Source organism: Haloferula sp. (assembly GCF_049672945.1).
GTDB lineage: Bacteria > Verrucomicrobiota > Verrucomicrobiia > Verrucomicrobiales > Akkermansiaceae > Haloferula.
Map to the genome: position 1 here is coordinate 1 of NZ_JBATWY010000007.1, position 14819 is coordinate 14819.

Sequence of the window (14819 nt, forward strand, 5' to 3'; positions counted from 1 at the left end):
AGAGTGCTGAAGTCACCAGTCTCCGTAACGGAGCAAACCACTGACTGGAGAGCCGGATGCGGGAGATCCGCCTGTCCGGTTCGGAGGGGGGAGCGGCGCAAACCAATGCGCCGTTCCTACCTCTATCGGAGAAGACCGATTCGACGGCGCTGTTTTCCGGAGTGTCGAGGGTCCCGGTCAGCGTCCACATGGTGATGGTTGCCGGAGCAACTCCCGAAAGAAGAATCCATGAGGCAAGGGTCCAAAGCATGGGAAGGATCGGGCGAGATGAGATCATTTCCCTTGATGAGCTACGGGATCGGGAATGGGCCATCAAGTCGAATTTTCTAGAAAGGTGTCGATTACGAAGGGCAGGCCGCCCTACCGCTCCTCGATGGTGGAGCGGAAGAATCGGCGGGGTTCGGAAGTTGGAACGCTGAGTTGCAAGGGTTGACCAGGCGGGCGGGCGACGCCGTCGTTGGTGGGATCCAGCCACGGGGACCATTCGAGCAGGTCGGTCGATGTCTCAAGTTGCAGGCTTCTTCCAGGCAGGTCCGGCAGGGTGAGTTGCAGGTTCTCACCGGCATGGACGATGGCGATGGAGGCAGGTGCATCGCCGACGCGTGGGTGGGTGAATTCGAGGAACTCGCGCTGGTTGTCCCGGCCGTCGAGGTCGGCGTCGACTCCGGGGGCTCCATCGGGATCGGTGCCGAAATAGAAAGTACGCCATTCATCGTAGCTTTGGCGGGAAGGGAGCTCGCTTTCGATCCAATCGATGAGAAGTTGGATTGCGACATCGTCGGTCTCAAAAGTGGCGAGCGGGGGCATGCGGCTGTAGCCGTTGCGACCGGCGGCGCGATGCACGATGGCGGAGTGGGATTCATCGCCGGGCACGATCAATCGGTCGGCGGGATCGAGAATGGTTCCGCCGAGGACACCATTGACGATGCCGGTTTGGAAAAGCGGGAGGGAGATGCTCGCATCCCAGTTCGCGGGAACCGTGCCGGTGTCACTGTGGCAGTAGGTGCAGTTCACCTCGAGCCATGATCGGGAGCGGGCTTCCAGCGAGTAGTCGGTTTCGTCCGGGCGGACGTGGCGGGGGAGGGTATCGGGGTCGTCGGTGAGGCCGGTGAGATAACCTGCGAGTTCGAGTTGGGAGACAAAGTTGCCGCTGGTGCCCCCGAGCAAGCCTTCGCGATTCAGCTGGCGGGTCTGGAAGGACAGGGCGTGCCCCGCCTGGGGTGAGTGGCAGACGGTGCACTCGGCATGGGATGGGATCCGCCAGCGCTGCGTGGTAGGTGAACCGCCATCGATGATCGAAAGGTCGAATTCCTCGCCGGCGGCATCGGCCAGGGTGGCAGCGGTGCCGGCCTCGTTCCAGCGGTAGGAAACGCCGTAGGAGCCGTCTGCGGTTTTGACGAGCACTCGGGTTTCGATGCGCTTGCGGGTCGTGGGATTGCCGCGCTCGGTTTCGAGCTCGAAGTGCTTTACCCACAGCGTGCCTTCGGGGAAGGACCATGAGTCGTCGCGGCTGTAGCCGAGGGTGGGAGAGGTGTCGGGATGTCCAAACCAGCGGGACTTGATGGCGTGGTCGGACCAGAAGGGGAGATTGATCTCGTAGGGGACGAGTCCTGGGTTGGGCGTGAGGGTGGCGAGGTCGGCGAACAGACCGGTGGCGGACAAGGTCGGCGGGAACGCGGAGGTACCGGTTTCGACGGTGAGGCGGCGGATGATGCCGTTGTCGATGTCGGCAAGGAGGACGTCGCCATTCGAAGGATCATGGCCGAAGCCGACGATGCCACCTTCTCCGGCGATGCGGCTGACGTTCGGGCTGGCCTCCGAAGCATCGAAGGACCAGATGTTTCCCGAGCCGTAGTCGGCGAAGACATAGTGCCCGTTCAGTGCCGGCACGTTGTTCCCGCGATAGACCACGCCACCCGTCACCGAAGTGCCTTGGAATTCGCCGGAACCGCGGCTGTATTCCCAGCGGGGTCCCCGGTTCGGGCCTGCCCCGGGTTGCTGGTTCGGTGTCCAGCCGCTGGGGCGCTGGTTCCATTTCACGCCATTCAGTGTTCCTTCACGATAGGCCCACTCGTAGTTGGCGCCGCCTTCGATCAGATTGATTTCCTCCCTGGCTCCCTGACCGACATCGCCGCACCAGAGATCACCATTGAGCGGATCAAAGGACATCCGCCATGGGTTGCGAAGGCCCGCCGCCCAGAACTCGGTGCGCACGTTGGCGGTCGTGACGCTCAGACCATTGAAGCTCGTGGCTCCGACCCACGGGTTGTCGGCCGGAACTTCGTAGCGAGGGCGGTTCTGCGCGTCCCTGACGATGGCCGGATGATCGTTTGGCGGGAGGTTGGCGTCGTCGCTGCCGGTGCCGTCGGATGCGGTGTAGTCCTCGGTTTCGAGGTCCACATCGATGCGGATGATCGACGACCAGAAATCCTTGGTGATGGTCTGGGAGTTGTTGAGTGTGTCATTGGCATTTCCTTCGTCGCCCCAGCTCATGTAGAGGTATCCGTCGGGTCCGAAATGAATGTCGCCGCCATTGTGGTTGCCGGCTTCGTTGCGTTGTTGAATGAGCACCTTTTCCGAGCTGGTATCGGCGGCATCGGGGTTGGTGGAGGAGACCGCGAACTCCGAGAGGCGTTGGTAGCGGAGGCTGTTGATGTTGACCGAATAAACGACAAAGAAGCGGCGGTTGTTCGCATAGTCCGGATGAAAGGCGAGGCCGAGGAGACCCTGCTCACTGCTCGTTTGGAAGGTCTCGCCGCTGCGAGCATTGACGACGGCATCGAGGTCGAGAAAGCGGGTCTCGGTTGGAGAGGCTAGATTGTTGATCAGTTCGATGTTCCCGCCCTTTTCGAGAATGAAGAGTCGGTTGCTTTCACCCGGTGGCGAAGTGATTCCGAGTGGGGAGGAAAAGCTCAAGCCGGGGAAGGCATCGACGAGGGCAAGTTCCTGGGGTGGCCCGGCATCGGGCATGGTCGATGTGGCGAGCGGGAGGCGCGCTGCCGAGCTGATCGTCAGGCTGACGGTCGCGCTTGCCGAGAGCCCAGCCTGGTCTTCGATCACGTAGGTAAAAGAATCATTGAGAGTGGCGGAGCCATCGTGGGTGTAGATGATCTGGCCATTCGTGGAGTCAATCGAAAGGACGCCATACTCGGGTGGAGTGGCTTGCGCGAGTGAGGACAGATTGAGGTCGGCGCTCCCATTGGGTTCGATGTCGTTGGCGAGCACCGGGATTTTCACCATGCCGCCCGGGGGCAGATGCACGGTGTCGTCGCTGAGTTCCGGGGCGAGGTTCTGCCATGGGCTGAGACGGTTGCCCGGGATGTAGATGCGGCTTTGCCCGGGGTAGGACCAGGCCACGCCGAGGTTGTCGCCGCCGCCTTCTTCCTTGTGCAGGGCTTCGATGAAATAATACTGGCCGGCCTGCAGCGTCACTGGAGTTGAAGTCTGCTCGGGGTATTTCGTCCACTCACCGGCATTGGTCCAATCCGGGACGCTGGCAATCAGAGCGCGGTCGTCGGGCGATGAGGACGAGCTGAGCCAGAGTTCGGCGTTGTCGTCGGCGTGAAGGTAGAAGGTGTAATCGCCGGTGACAGGAGCATGCACCCAGCCGAACATCCGTGTGCCGTAGTTGTCGCTCCAGTTGGTGGGTGCAAGAAAGGAGGAGGCGGTGGTGCTGGTGTTCGGGCCCTCCGGGTAGCTGGCGAGATTGGTCAGATCGGAGACCTGCCGACCTGAAACGCCGGTCCAGACATGGCGGCTGATCGAACCAGTCGGTGGTGCTCCGAGCGTGGGGAGGGAAAGGCAGCTGAGGACTAAGGCGAGATGGATGGGCTTCACGATCAAGGCTGAACGTCACTCAGATTGGAAAAAAAGAAAGTCAGCTTTGCTGTTGGATCGTCGTTTTCCGGCTAGGGCGCGACCGGCTTGAGCTCGACGGATGGATCCTTTTTCGCGACCGGATACTGGGCGCCGGCGTCTTCAAGTTCCTGAGCCATGCTTTTGATCATCCGGCCGAGGACCTCAGGATGGGTCTTGGCGAGGTTGTCGGCCTCCGTGGGATCCTCGGCGAGGTTGAAAAGTTCACAGCGCTCTCCCTTGGGCTTGTTGTAGTGGTAGATGAGCTTCCAATCCCCGAGCCGATAGACGGTGAAGTAGCTGCTGCGGTGGGTGTGCGGAAAATGCATCAGGAAATCGCGTTTGCCGTCGATGCGGCCTCCGGTGAGCAAGGGCGCGAGGTTGTCGCCGTCGATGGGCTGCTCGTATGGCACGTCGACCAGATCGAGAATGGTGGGAAAGATGTCATGGATGGTTCCCATCTCGGTGGTGATCGCGCCGGCAGTGATCGGAAGTTTCTTTTGAGCAGCGTTGGCGGGGTCCGGCTTCGCCCAGGCGGCGATGAAGGGAACGCGCATGCCACCTTCGTAGTGGGTAGCTTTTTTTCCACGAAGGGGAGCGGAGCTGGCGATGGCATGCGGCTCCCCAAGCGGAGCGTCGCTGCCGTTGTCACCAAGAAAGAGCACCAGGGTATTGTCGGCCACACCAAGCGTCTCAAGATTCTTGAGGATCTCGCCGACGGAAGTGTCCATGCTTTCAATCATGGTGGCGAAGGCCTTGGCTTTCTCAGGAATACTAGCATTGGCGTAGTTCGCGGCATAGCGTTTGTTCGGCATGAACGGGCTGTGGAGACCGTAGTAGGCCATGTAGGCGAAGAAGGGTTTGTCCTGATCGACGACCTGCTTGATCGCCGAGTTCATCTCGAGGGTGAGCGCTTCAGTGAGATAGATGTCCTTGCCGTGGTATTTTTCCAAATGAGGAACGGCACGGCGCTTGTTGCCCTTGGTCCAGCCGAAGCCATCGGTGCCGTAGTAGCTGCCGGGTTGGCCCCACGAGCAGCCGCCGATGTTGATATCGAAGCCGAAATTGTTGGGGAATTCGCCGTGAAATCCGATCGGGCCGAAGTGTGCCTTGCCGACATAGATGGTCTGGTAGCCATCCTCCTTCAATAGGGCCGGCAAAGTCTGATGCTTGTCGGTGATGCCCTCCCAATTCCACTCCGGCGGCCCCTGAGGTCCCCGGTTGTTGTTCTCTGATCGAATCCATTGGGTGGTGTGGTGGCGCGCGGAGCTCTGTCCGGTCATGATCGAGACCCGGGTCGGCGAGCACACGCTGTTGGCGTAGAAGGTCTCAAAGCGCATCCCCCGGCTGGCGAGGTCCTCCATGTTCGGCGTGCGATAGAGTTCGTTGAGCGGATGGATTTTTGGTGTGCCCTTGCCGTCGGTCAGAAATGGCAGGGAGCTGTCCATCAGTCCCATGTCGTCGACAAGGAAGACCAGGATGTTCGGCTTGTCGGCGGCCTGGATGGCGGTGGCGAAAAGTAGGCAGACGGCTGGTAGAATGGAGAAACGGGCCATGGATTGGAGCAGATCTAAGCCGGGAAAATTTACGCCGGGAAAACTGCAAGTGTTTCAATTCATGCTTCCCATCAGAACTGGTCCAGCTCCCGAAGGAGATTCCGTCGCCGCCAGCGGACATTTTGCCTCCGGCTTGCCAAGAATTGCGGCATTGGCACACTCCCTCCATGAAGTCGCTCCGCCAACGCCTGCTCGGTCTCCCTGCTCCTGCCGAAGACGAGGTTTTACCCGCCGCCTTTTACACCAAACATGGATTCGGCCCGGAGGATGCCGAGGAGCTCATCGAGCAATGGATGGAGCTCGAACTTGAGGAAGAGGAGGCCGAGGTCTCGGACGCCGCCCTCATGCATGCGTGGAGCATCCTCGCCCATCTTGGCGGAAAGGATGGATGCCAGTTCCTCATCGATGAACTCGAGGTGTCCTGTAGTATCGACGACGAGTTTTTCATCATTCGCTTTTCGGACCTCATGCAGGCCATCGGTCCCTCGGCGGTTCCCCTGTTGATGGCCGTCCTGAAATCAGGAACAAATCGCGAAGGCTTTCTCATCGAAATTGCCAGCACTCTGACCGACTTCGCCCGGCAGGACATCGAGCGTGATGCCGTGCTCGAAGCGCAGGTTGAGATGCTGCGCGGAGATCCGCGTCACCGCGGTTTGAAAGGATCGATCATCGCGGATCTCGTCGAACTCACCAAGGACCGCTACCTTCCGGAAATCCGGCGCGCCTTTGAGGAGAAGCTCGTCGATGTCACGATCAACGGCGATTTCGAGGAAGTGGAGATCAAGCTCGGGCTGCGATCGGAGCGAGCTGGACCCAAACCCCACTGGGGAGACCTTGAAACCGAACTCGCCAGAGAAGCTCTGAACCAACGGGTCGGATCCCGACCGACTGATGGTGACGATGCCAGCATCATCCGCTACTTTCTCGCCCTGCATGAAGGACCGCACAGTGCGAAAAGCCTCGCCGAATTCGACGGCCTGATTCTCGGCTGCATCCTCGCACCCGAAATGGTCCCGCCTTCCCGTTTCCTGCCCTCGATCTGGGATCCCGAGAATCTCGACGACGATCCGGAGTGGGAGAGCGAGGAGGACGCCCAACTCTTCCTCACCGCCGTCATGAATTGGCACAACGGCATCATCCGCCGCCTCGACGAGGGGCATTACGCTCCTCCTTTGACGCCACGCTCCAATCCGCGTGTTCCGACTGAGGAGGAAACCGACTGGGCCCGGGGTATCCTTTCAAGTGTCATGAGTTGGCATGCTTCCCTCACCGAACCAACGGAAGGTCACCAAGCGCTGATGGCCTGTGCCTTCCATCTCATCCAGCCGGACGATGATACCCCGACTCGGGAACTGATCCGTGTCGAGCATGTCGTCCGCGCCGCGCACATCCTTCGCGAGTCCCTTCAATCCGGTACGGAGTTCTCTTCAGCTGCTGCTGGCTTCGGCAGTGGCGAGACCTATGAACGCGAAGCACCCAAGATCGGCCGCAACGATCCCTGCCCCTGTGGTAGCGGTTTGAAATACAAGCGCTGCTGCATGAACTGAGGCTCGCGGGACCTTTTTGAAGGGTGCAGGCACCGAGGCGATTTTGAGAAGGAATGATGCTGACCTTTTGCACGGAGCGTCCCATGAGGAGCGCCATCACGGCGTGCCCTGCTTCGTGATAAGCAGTCAGTATGCGATTGTCCGTCATCGTTTCGGCGCAGACTTCGGTTTCGGGTGCCGGTTGACAAGCCTGCTGAACTTCTACGGATAAATCGATGCTCTACGCCACCACCGCCTGCCGCAGCGATTCCTCCAAACGCTCGCCGTAAAGATTTGGCGCGCACGAGGTCACGGCCAGTTGCCGCTTTGCCCGGGTCATCGCGACGTAGAGCAATCGAGTCTGGCCCACGACTTCTTCCTCTGACTCATCCAGTGATCCCACGCCGATCACCACCACGGCCTGGAACTCATGCCCCTTGCTGCTCTGAGCCGTGACGACGGTTACCTTCTCCGCCGCAGGGTCATAGGCCTTCTTGTCCGCCGAGGAATCCATCCACAGGTGGTCGACCTTCGAGGCTCCGAGCTTCTCACTCATCGCCTTGCCGTGGGCCTTCTTGAAATAGATGACCGCAATCTCGTTCGCCGGGATGCCCCGTTCCAGCCAGCTCGCCACACAGCGGGCGGCATAGGAGATTTCCCCATGGAAATCATCAGCCAGTTTGAACGCCGGACGCGCCCCGGTCATTCCGGCCGAGGCCGGCTCGATCAGCGGAATGTGATCATCATCCGCTGCGGCCGGACCAAGACTTCCTTTCGCGAAGTCATAGGCAAACTTCAGAATCTCGCGGCTGTTGCGGTAGTTCAGCCGCAGAATCGTCGTCCTTCCCTTCGCCTTCACGCCGACGCTCGACAGACTGAATCCCAAACCCGTCGTCTTCCGGTAGATCGACTGCGCGTCGTCGTAGAGGAGGAGAAAGGAATCTGTCGCAGGATCGACCATTTGCGTGACCAACTTCAACCACTCCGGCTCGAAGTCATGCCCTTCGTCGATCAGCACCGCTCCGTACTGGCCGCGCGGGATGAAACCCGCCTCCACCCCGCCGATGACCGACTCGACCTGCCGCTCCCAATACTTGCCATCACCGGGCGTGACGTTCACATGGTAGGCGCGAAGCATCTCGCCGCACCATTCGTGGAAATGATGCACCCGCACTTTCTCCTCAAGCCCACGGTCCGCGATGAAGCGGCGGAGTCGTGCCGCCAGTGAGATGTTGTAGCAGAGCACCAGCGCCGGTTGTCGCAGTGACTCCGCCAGCTGCACACAGCGGTAGCCCAGGATCAGCGTCTTGCCCGATCCTGCCACGCCGTGGATCACCCGATGCCCACCACCGAGGTTTCGCGCCAGCTGCTCCTGCTGGAGATCTAACACCTTGATCAAGTCCGGCACCGGCTCGTCTTCGAAAAGCTCCGCCTGCTTCCCCGCATCGATCCGCACTTCAGGAAACAAACACCAGCGCACCCGCTCGATCTGTGGCAGCGTCATCGCCCGGCCGAAGGAATACTCGAACATCCCCCACAGCCGCTCCTGGAATGTCAGCGGGTCGACCGACTCCGTCATCTCGTCCTTGCAGATCAGTCTCCGCCCCGGCAGCACCAGCTCCTGCTGCTCTTCGGTGAGGAGCTCGTTCCACTGACGACGCGTGATGTTCGGCAGCACCACACCCCAGCCGTAGGGAAAGGCCAACTTGCCCTGATAGCTTCCAGCTTCATCGCAGAGTTGAGGGTCGCGGTTCAGTTGATTCACCAGTTCGATCATGCACTGCCGCGCCTGCTCCAGCGGATTGGCCTCCGTCTTCGGCTTGCCGCCGAGAAAGACCTCCCAGCGCAGCTTGTCGAGTTTCCGCAGATCCCCGACCTTCCAATCCTTCACCTCCAGCACCAGCAAACCCCGTTTTGGATGCAGCACTACGAAGTCCGGATACCGCCGCATCCGACCTACCGGCACATTGAACCAGACCAGGTAGTCATCCTCCAAATGCGAGTTCAGCCGCTGCCCGAAGCGCCGCTCGCCCGGCGTCACCGCCGCCGCGGCTTCTTCGATGGAATGAATGAGGGTCGCCATGGAGTGGTTGAGGAAGTCTTACCAATGTTTATCTCTCGAATCAAAGACAATGACCTCCGTGATCATGGGAATCAAGGTGGCCAAGAGTCGCAGTCCTCGTGTCGGATTCGGGTTCTTCCGACCCAGGCGATCTCGCCCGAAAGCGTTCGTAGTTCCACCTTCAGGTGGGCGAAGCACCGTCATCGGGTCAGCCGCCCTCCACCACCCACCATGCCCGACGTCTTCACCCGGGAAATGCGCCGCGAAGTGATGTCGCGCATCCGGACCCGGGACACGAAGCCGGAATTCATCGTCCGCTCGATGCGGCATCAGCCGGGTTGGCGGTTCACGGGCAATGGGCGGATTACCTGAACTGCGGGTTGCCGCCTAACAGCTGCGATGGGTGAGTGCCCGAACGTTCGAATTCCGGGACCGGCCCTCCTGAGACCTTCGACTTTTGACCTTAGACTGCCTCTCCATGCCCGACGTCTTCACCCCGGAAAAGCGCCGTGAGGTGATGTCGCGCATTCGGTGCCGGGACACCAGGCCGGAACGCATCGTCCGCTCAATGCGGCATCAGCTCGGCTACCCAAATTCCGAATTACCTTGGTGTACCAACAAAGACGGTTGGCGTCAGTTCACAGGTTCTCTTCATGGCTCCAGGAAGGGTAAACAGCCTTGTCTGCTTCCCGAAAGAGAACACGCGATAGAGTTGATAGTGCTCGGCTTCGGCCTCCGAGACTATGACCTCGTTTCGAGTGGCAAAGAACGGTGTTAGAATCCCGAACTGGGTGGTTTTCACTTCGATGAGGCGTTCTCGTCCATCCTCTTCGTATGAGAGGACATCGTAACCGAGGCCGTCGCCTTGAGATTGGGCCACGTGTTCGACTCTCTCAGCCAGTTTCTTTTGACCAGCCTGCCAAAGGCGCCGCTGTTCCAATTCGAGAACTAGCCTTTCCCCAGCTGCGCCCAGATTCCGATTCTTTGCCTCGATCTCAACGTAATTCTTTCCGAGGTGCGGACGCACTGGATGCGATGTCTCGTTTAGCTTGGAATAGATTTTGTCCTCTGCTTTCGGCGCAGCCACCCACATCCCGAGCAGATCTTGGAGGGTAATGTTTTCGAAATCCTGACGCTCCACAGCCTTTTGAGCGAGAGCGTTGACTTCGAGGTCCCTAACAATGACGTCCACGACCACATCTTGAAGAAGTGCCTGAAAGTTGCCCCGTGGCTTGTAGCCCTCGATGTAGGGCAGTCCCAATTGGTTCAGGATCGCGCTGATGTTCTGGTGCTTGAACTCAACAGATCCCTTGTTTCGTCCGGTCAAAGCTTGAACGGCTCGATTGCTCTCCGCCTTGTTGAATGGAAAGCCCTCAAGTTCCATACGCAGCATCGTGCGGTAAGCTGCAACGGCAGCCACAACTTCACCCCGCTTCCAATCCTCGCCGGTCGCCATTCGTCGACGAATCATCCATAGAAAGACTCCAGCCGAAATTCAAAAAATCATCGGATTGCATCGATGATTGAATTTCCCCACGGCAGAGATAAAAATCAGACTCTCCTTCTCCCAAATGCTCGAAATCTAGGACCCGTTTCACTTCCAGCTCTTGACGTCGTCCTTTGTCCCATCGATTCGGTCCATCCCGGGCGAGCCGACGACCAACAGTTTCCCGTGAACCACAACGTTGTCAGCACCACCCCACTTGAAGGTGATTGGCTTGTCACCGCTCTTGCGCAGGATGACTCTGTAGGGGTTTCCCCACGCGTCCGTCATCCCGGTAGGCAAACCGTCTTTGTCGTGATCAATTCTGAATGCTGGGTCATCGGCCCCTCCGCCAATGACCTTGAAGTGATTGATGCCCTTTTTGTTCTGCTGTTTCACAACTTCCATCCCGGAGAGGATCGCAAGGAAACGGATTCCGGCCGGACTTGATGTCAGAAACTCCTTCGTTCCCACATCCGGCATCCTGCCATGCTGCTTGTTGAAGTCCTCCACGACCGCCACCAGCAAATGCGCGCTTATTAGGGATTCCGTCCGCCCCTTGGCATCCTGCAAATACTTCTGAGTTCCATCACGAAGCCCATCAAGAAATCCGGATGCCTTTTCCGGCGTGATTGTTTCACCTTGCCCCTCAGCCTCCTCCTGATCTTCAGGCCGCTTGTCTCCACCCTGCGCATCGACAGCCGGAACAAGCAAGGCGCTCCCTAAAAGCATCATCGAAAGAAGCGAAACACGCGAGCGCCCAAAGACCTTCATTCCCATCTACTACGGGTTGAACTTCAGCATGTCCACACTTGAAAAATCGTTCGCATTGCCTGGCATTCTGTTCGTGCCAGCCGCTGGAATCGGCCAATGCGAGAACTTGGGAGGCGGCTGGGGAGAGCATCGGTGCATGCGAACAGCCTTAGCGGGAGCTGTCATTGAAAGAGTGGGCGGATGGATTTTGGTGAAAAGGTGAGGGTGATTGGATTCTGAGAATGTTTGTTAGTTGGGGCTAACCCCGTCGACCTCCAAATTCAAAATGAAAGGACTGACCCCACTGACGCACTGACCCCACTGACGCATGAAATCCTCCGCTCCTTAAGCTCTGACCCGGACTCCAGACTCAAATGCAAAATTCAAGGACCGACCCCAGTAGCAAGGACCGACCCCAGTAGCAAGACCCCAGTAGCAAGGACCGACCCCAGTAGACAGGACCAGCCCCTTTGAGCTGCGGGTGGTAGGCAGGTGGTTGATCGACCGGATCGTCAAGGGTGAATGCTCGAAAAACGGGACCGACCCTCTTTTGACGGAGTAGAGGCCCTTGACCACCGGGAGCGTCACGGCCGAGGTCGGCTCGGAGCCTGCCGTGCTGGTGCCGTCATTGCTCCATCGGGTGAGGTATTCCACGTTCGAGGGCGGCGCGTCAACGATCACCGTCGGTATGGATGTATAGCCCGAACCGGCATTGGTGACCGTGTAGCCCGTCACCACTCCGCCAGAGACGGTCGCGGTCGCGGTCGCCCCCGATCCGCCACCACCGGTGATGGTCACGGCGGGCGTGCTCAGATAGCCGTTGCCGCCATCGTCGAGAGTGATTCCGGTCACAAACATTCCGGTCAGCGTGGCCGTCCCGGTGGCCTGGACGCTGGCTTGCGTGCCCCCGTTCACAAGCGCGAACTTGAACTGGCCGTTGCCGTGGAAGTTGATGGGCGGATCGCCGACGGCCACCCGGCCCTGGTAGTTGATGAGCTGCGGCACCTGGGCGGGCGCGATTGCAGTGAGACATGCCAGCAGCACGGCGGTGAGCCAGCGGCCGCCGCGCGAGTCGAAGGCACGCGATGCCGGTGTTGTGAAGGCTGCCAGTGTGGCGGCGGCGTGGAGAATTTGCGGTTTCATGATGACTCCTTCCTTGTTGGCGGGAGTCACCGCAGGGGTGGTCGTGTTCGGCCGGACAGGAGGCGGCCATCAAGACCACTCATGGAGTGGCTCCTGATCATTCGCTTGCCTAGTTTTCCGAGGGAAGCGGAGGGTCCCTTGAGATAAGGGAAAACAACCCACCACCTCTGTTTCCATACTAGAACACCTACTGATAGCGATGGTCGTTTCGCATGTCAATTATGGGTTTCCAACTTTACCCGGCATTGGTCACGGCCACTAGCCGCGGATGGCGTGGGATCCCTGATTTTTTCTTTTCCGGTGAGACCTCAAACAGCCGTTGGGCCGGACCGGAGGGCGGGAGGGCGGGGGCATTGGCGGTGTTGCGGTGCGTCGGTGGACGGAATTTTGGCGAGAAAACCTCCGGATTGACAGCAAGGTGGCGCTCGGCAATTTGCTGGCGCATGATTGGGGGCGAGAAAATGAGAAACCGTGCCGGGCAGATGGATGATCGGCATAAGATTCCGAGAGCGCGTCCAAGCCAGGCGCCTCGAGCCACCCGCGGACAAGGCTTCCTTGCAATCCTCCTCCGCGCGTCTTCTCCCATTTCACCCACCGGATGATTGCCTCGGGAAAAGGGGTCAGCTAAACCCTTTTGACATCTAATGTGCCAAAATGCCCAACCCCCCAGGACACAGATGTCAGAAAGTTTGGCCTGCCCCCTTCCTCATGTGGCCTCGATCCGAGTCAATTTGAGGGTGATTTGCAGCCGGTGGAGTTTGGCAGTTGGGACGAAGCGGTGGCGGTTTGCAATCGCTATATATCGCAAGCCTACCGGGATCGGGAAGGGGATGAGATGGTGGCCGTCGAGGGCGATGTCAGCGGTGGGTTGCTCGCTCATGCTCATGCCATGGATCGCTCCCACTCCCGCCGTTGCGCTAGGGCAAGTCGCCACGCTCCACGGTCGCCATGCTTGTCAACCGACCAGCGGCGGGAGTGCTGCTTGCCATCGATGAGGGCGTTGGCGATCCACCACCAGGCCTCACGGCCGAAGCCGTCACGTTCCAACCTGCGCCTGACCCCGGTGGAGTCGCGCAGCCGGCCGTCGAGTTTCGCCGGGGGTCTCACGTGCGGCTGCAACGGGCCTTCGCGATAGTAGCGAGTGGCTGAGGCCTTGGCCGTCTCCCGACAGTCCGGGCAGGTGCTGTAGTTCCGTCTGGTGCCCGGCTTCTTGTCCAGCTTCCCGCCGCAGCGGCAAATGCCGCGCCTCCTCGCCGCGGCGACCTTCTCGCGCATCCGCGCGTTGGCAGTTTCGCGTCTCTGTTTTTCGCGTTTGGCGCGCTCTTTGGGTGTCAAGCTCATGGGGTTGTGATTGGCTGCTAGGAAATTGCTTTTGGTGTAGGCCCCTGAGCCAGCCGTCGGGCCGGACCGGAGGGCGGGTGAAAGGGGGTTGATCCGCTTTTGTTCTTCGATCGGAAAGAGATCGAGGAAAGGCTGGGCCTTGGGTGCGGTAGACCTGTATCCAGTGAGGGAAGATGCGGCCGGGTTTGCCGCTAGGATCGCTTTGCTCGATGCATGAACGAGGAAGAGGGCGTCCGGGCAGTGCTTAAAATAGGCTTCGAAGTCGGTGGACGTTACGTGCTCTTGGGTCATTGCTGCTAGGAAATTGCTTTTGGTGTAGGCCCCTGAGCCAGCCGTCGGGCCGGACCGGAGGGCGGGTGAAAGGGGGTTGATTCGTTTTCCCTACATTTCGTCAACTTCCCTGACGGAGAGGCGCACGAAAACTTTTTTGGGAATCACAGAGCCAGAGATTTGCGCAGTCACCGTAGTGGTCCCAGGATTATCTTTGGAAGGCGTGAAGTTCACTGTGGTGGTGCCCGCCGCGTTGGAACTGCCAGCCGGGTAGAACACCGTCATGTCCGACGACCACTCGTAAACCACCGTAAGGTCAGGCGCCGAACTCGCGGCCTTAGGATGGCTAAGGGTTAGCGTTGTTCCGCTTTTCCCGACGACGACCATTCCGGCTGAAAAGACGCTCGGGTCGGTGCCAAAGAAATTCTCCAACCCGCTCGGTATCCCGTCCCTGTCCGGATCAGCACCGACGCCTGTCTCAGCTCCCACTCCCGGGTAGCCTCCGATCCAATCACTGAAATTCAAAGTAACCTGCACGGTCGGGATGCCACCAAATTCGATTCCCCAGCCGGAAGTTCCCGCTTGGTAATAGACCCTTGCCTCTGGCGGGAGACCGCTGAAATGATTGGTTCCCACTAACGCCGGCGCGTTGCCCAGGAATGAAACTTCCACCAAGCTGCGGCACACAAAGAACGCGTAATCTCCGATGGAGGTGAGGCCCTCCGGGAGGGTGATGCTGGTGAGGCTGGTGCAGCCAGAGAACGCGAAAGTTTCGATGGAGGTGAGGCCCTCCGGGAGGGTGATGCTGGTGAGGCTGCTGCAGCCATAGA

General features: G+C 59.6%; 12 protein-coding genes and 2 pseudogenes. 3 read left to right on the top strand and 11 right to left on the bottom strand.

Features of this window, described 5'->3' with window-relative positions; translation table 11 throughout:
* The 3 genes from WBG04_RS00550 to WBG04_RS00560 all read right to left on the bottom strand — a co-directional run.
* Positions 1 to 250 (bottom strand): hypothetical protein (locus tag WBG04_RS00550; protein ID WP_424312379.1); only part of this gene is annotated, 250 nt, incomplete at its 3' end.
* Between the two features lie 110 nt (positions 251 to 360).
* Complete coding sequence (locus WBG04_RS00555) at positions 361 to 3837, bottom strand: PQQ-dependent sugar dehydrogenase (RefSeq protein ID WP_424312380.1); 3477 nt, start codon at positions 3835 to 3837, stop codon at positions 361 to 363.
* A 71-nt stretch (positions 3838 to 3908) separates the two neighbouring features.
* Complete coding sequence (locus WBG04_RS00560; RefSeq protein ID WP_424312381.1) at positions 3909 to 5411, bottom strand: sulfatase; 1503 nt, start codon at positions 5409 to 5411, stop codon at positions 3909 to 3911.
* A 167-nt stretch (positions 5412 to 5578) separates the two neighbouring features.
* On the opposite strand from WBG04_RS00560, the gene WBG04_RS00565 reads away from it, so the two are divergent.
* A complete protein-coding gene (locus WBG04_RS00565; protein ID WP_424312382.1) occupies positions 5579 to 6958 on the top strand; it encodes a UPF0149 family protein in 1380 nt (459 codons plus the stop codon).
* Positions 6959 to 6995: 37 nt separating this feature from the next.
* Here WBG04_RS00565 and WBG04_RS00570 read toward each other — a convergent pair.
* A pseudogene (locus WBG04_RS00570) lies at positions 6996 to 7106 on the bottom strand (M50 family metallopeptidase); the annotation flags it as partial.
* Between the two features lie 72 nt (positions 7107 to 7178).
* Positions 7179 to 9020 (bottom strand): 3'-5' exonuclease, encoded by a 1842-nt coding sequence (locus WBG04_RS00575; protein ID WP_424312383.1) that lies wholly within the window; start codon positions 9018 to 9020, stop codon positions 7179 to 7181.
* 210 nt (positions 9021 to 9230) lie between these two features.
* Here WBG04_RS00575 and WBG04_RS00580 point away from each other — a divergent pair, with 210 nt between their 5' ends.
* Complete coding sequence (locus tag WBG04_RS00580; RefSeq protein ID WP_424312384.1) at positions 9231 to 9371, top strand: hypothetical protein; 141 nt, start codon at positions 9231 to 9233, stop codon at positions 9369 to 9371.
* 106 nt (positions 9372 to 9477) lie between these two features.
* Positions 9478 to 9573: pseudogene (locus WBG04_RS00585) on the top strand (very short patch repair endonuclease); the annotation flags it as partial.
* Between the two features lie 27 nt (positions 9574 to 9600).
* On the opposite strand, the gene WBG04_RS00590 reads toward WBG04_RS00585, so the two are convergent.
* The 6 genes from WBG04_RS00590 to WBG04_RS00615 all read right to left on the bottom strand — a co-directional run.
* Entirely contained in the window at positions 9601 to 10470 is an 870-nt protein-coding gene (locus WBG04_RS00590) for a DUF3883 domain-containing protein (protein WP_424312385.1), read from the bottom strand.
* Between the two features lie 123 nt (positions 10471 to 10593).
* Positions 10594 to 11256: a hypothetical protein gene (locus tag WBG04_RS00595; protein ID WP_424312386.1), complete on the bottom strand. Its 663-nt coding sequence runs from the start codon at positions 11254 to 11256 to the stop codon at positions 10594 to 10596.
* Between the two features lie 324 nt (positions 11257 to 11580).
* Positions 11581 to 12378: a hypothetical protein gene (locus tag WBG04_RS00600; RefSeq protein WP_424312387.1), complete on the bottom strand. Its 798-nt coding sequence runs from the start codon at positions 12376 to 12378 to the stop codon at positions 11581 to 11583.
* 706 nt (positions 12379 to 13084) lie between these two features.
* Positions 13085 to 13258: a hypothetical protein gene (locus WBG04_RS00605; RefSeq protein ID WP_424312388.1), complete on the bottom strand. Its 174-nt coding sequence runs from the start codon at positions 13256 to 13258 to the stop codon at positions 13085 to 13087.
* Positions 13259 to 13260: 2 nt separating this feature from the next.
* Positions 13261 to 14010: a PAS domain-containing protein gene (locus WBG04_RS00610; RefSeq protein WP_424312389.1), complete on the bottom strand. Its 750-nt coding sequence runs from the start codon at positions 14008 to 14010 to the stop codon at positions 13261 to 13263.
* 90 nt (positions 14011 to 14100) lie between these two features.
* The coding region (locus WBG04_RS00615) for a leucine-rich repeat domain-containing protein (protein WP_424312390.1) at positions 14101 to 14819 on the bottom strand (719 nt) is incomplete at its 5' end.

Bases quoted from the DNA above. Each gene is read 5' to 3' on its own strand.
- WBG04_RS00580 (WP_424312384.1), top strand. From the start codon at position 9,231: ATGCCCGACGTCTTCACCCGGGAAATGCGCCGCGAAGTGATGTCGCGC.
- WBG04_RS00565 (WP_424312382.1), top strand. From the start codon at position 5,579: ATGAAGTCGCTCCGCCAACGCCTGCTCGGTCTCCCTGCTCCTGCCGAA.
- WBG04_RS00610 (WP_424312389.1), bottom strand. From the start codon at position 14,010: ATGACCCAAGAGCACGTAACGTCCACCGACTTCGAAGCCTATTTTAAG.
- WBG04_RS00595 (WP_424312386.1), bottom strand. From the start codon at position 11,256: ATGAAGGTCTTTGGGCGCTCGCGTGTTTCGCTTCTTTCGATGATGCTT.
- WBG04_RS00575 (WP_424312383.1), bottom strand. From the start codon at position 9,020: ATGGCGACCCTCATTCATTCCATCGAAGAAGCCGCGGCGGCGGTGACG.
- WBG04_RS00590 (WP_424312385.1), bottom strand. From the start codon at position 10,470: ATGATTCGTCGACGAATGGCGACCGGCGAGGATTGGAAGCGGGGTGAA.
- WBG04_RS00560 (WP_424312381.1), bottom strand. From the start codon at position 5,411: ATGGCCCGTTTCTCCATTCTACCAGCCGTCTGCCTACTTTTCGCCACC.
- WBG04_RS00605 (WP_424312388.1), bottom strand. From the start codon at position 13,258: ATGAGCGAGCAACCCACCGCTGACATCGCCCTCGACGGCCACCATCTC.
- WBG04_RS00600 (WP_424312387.1), bottom strand. From the start codon at position 12,378: ATGAAACCGCAAATTCTCCACGCCGCCGCCACACTGGCAGCCTTCACA.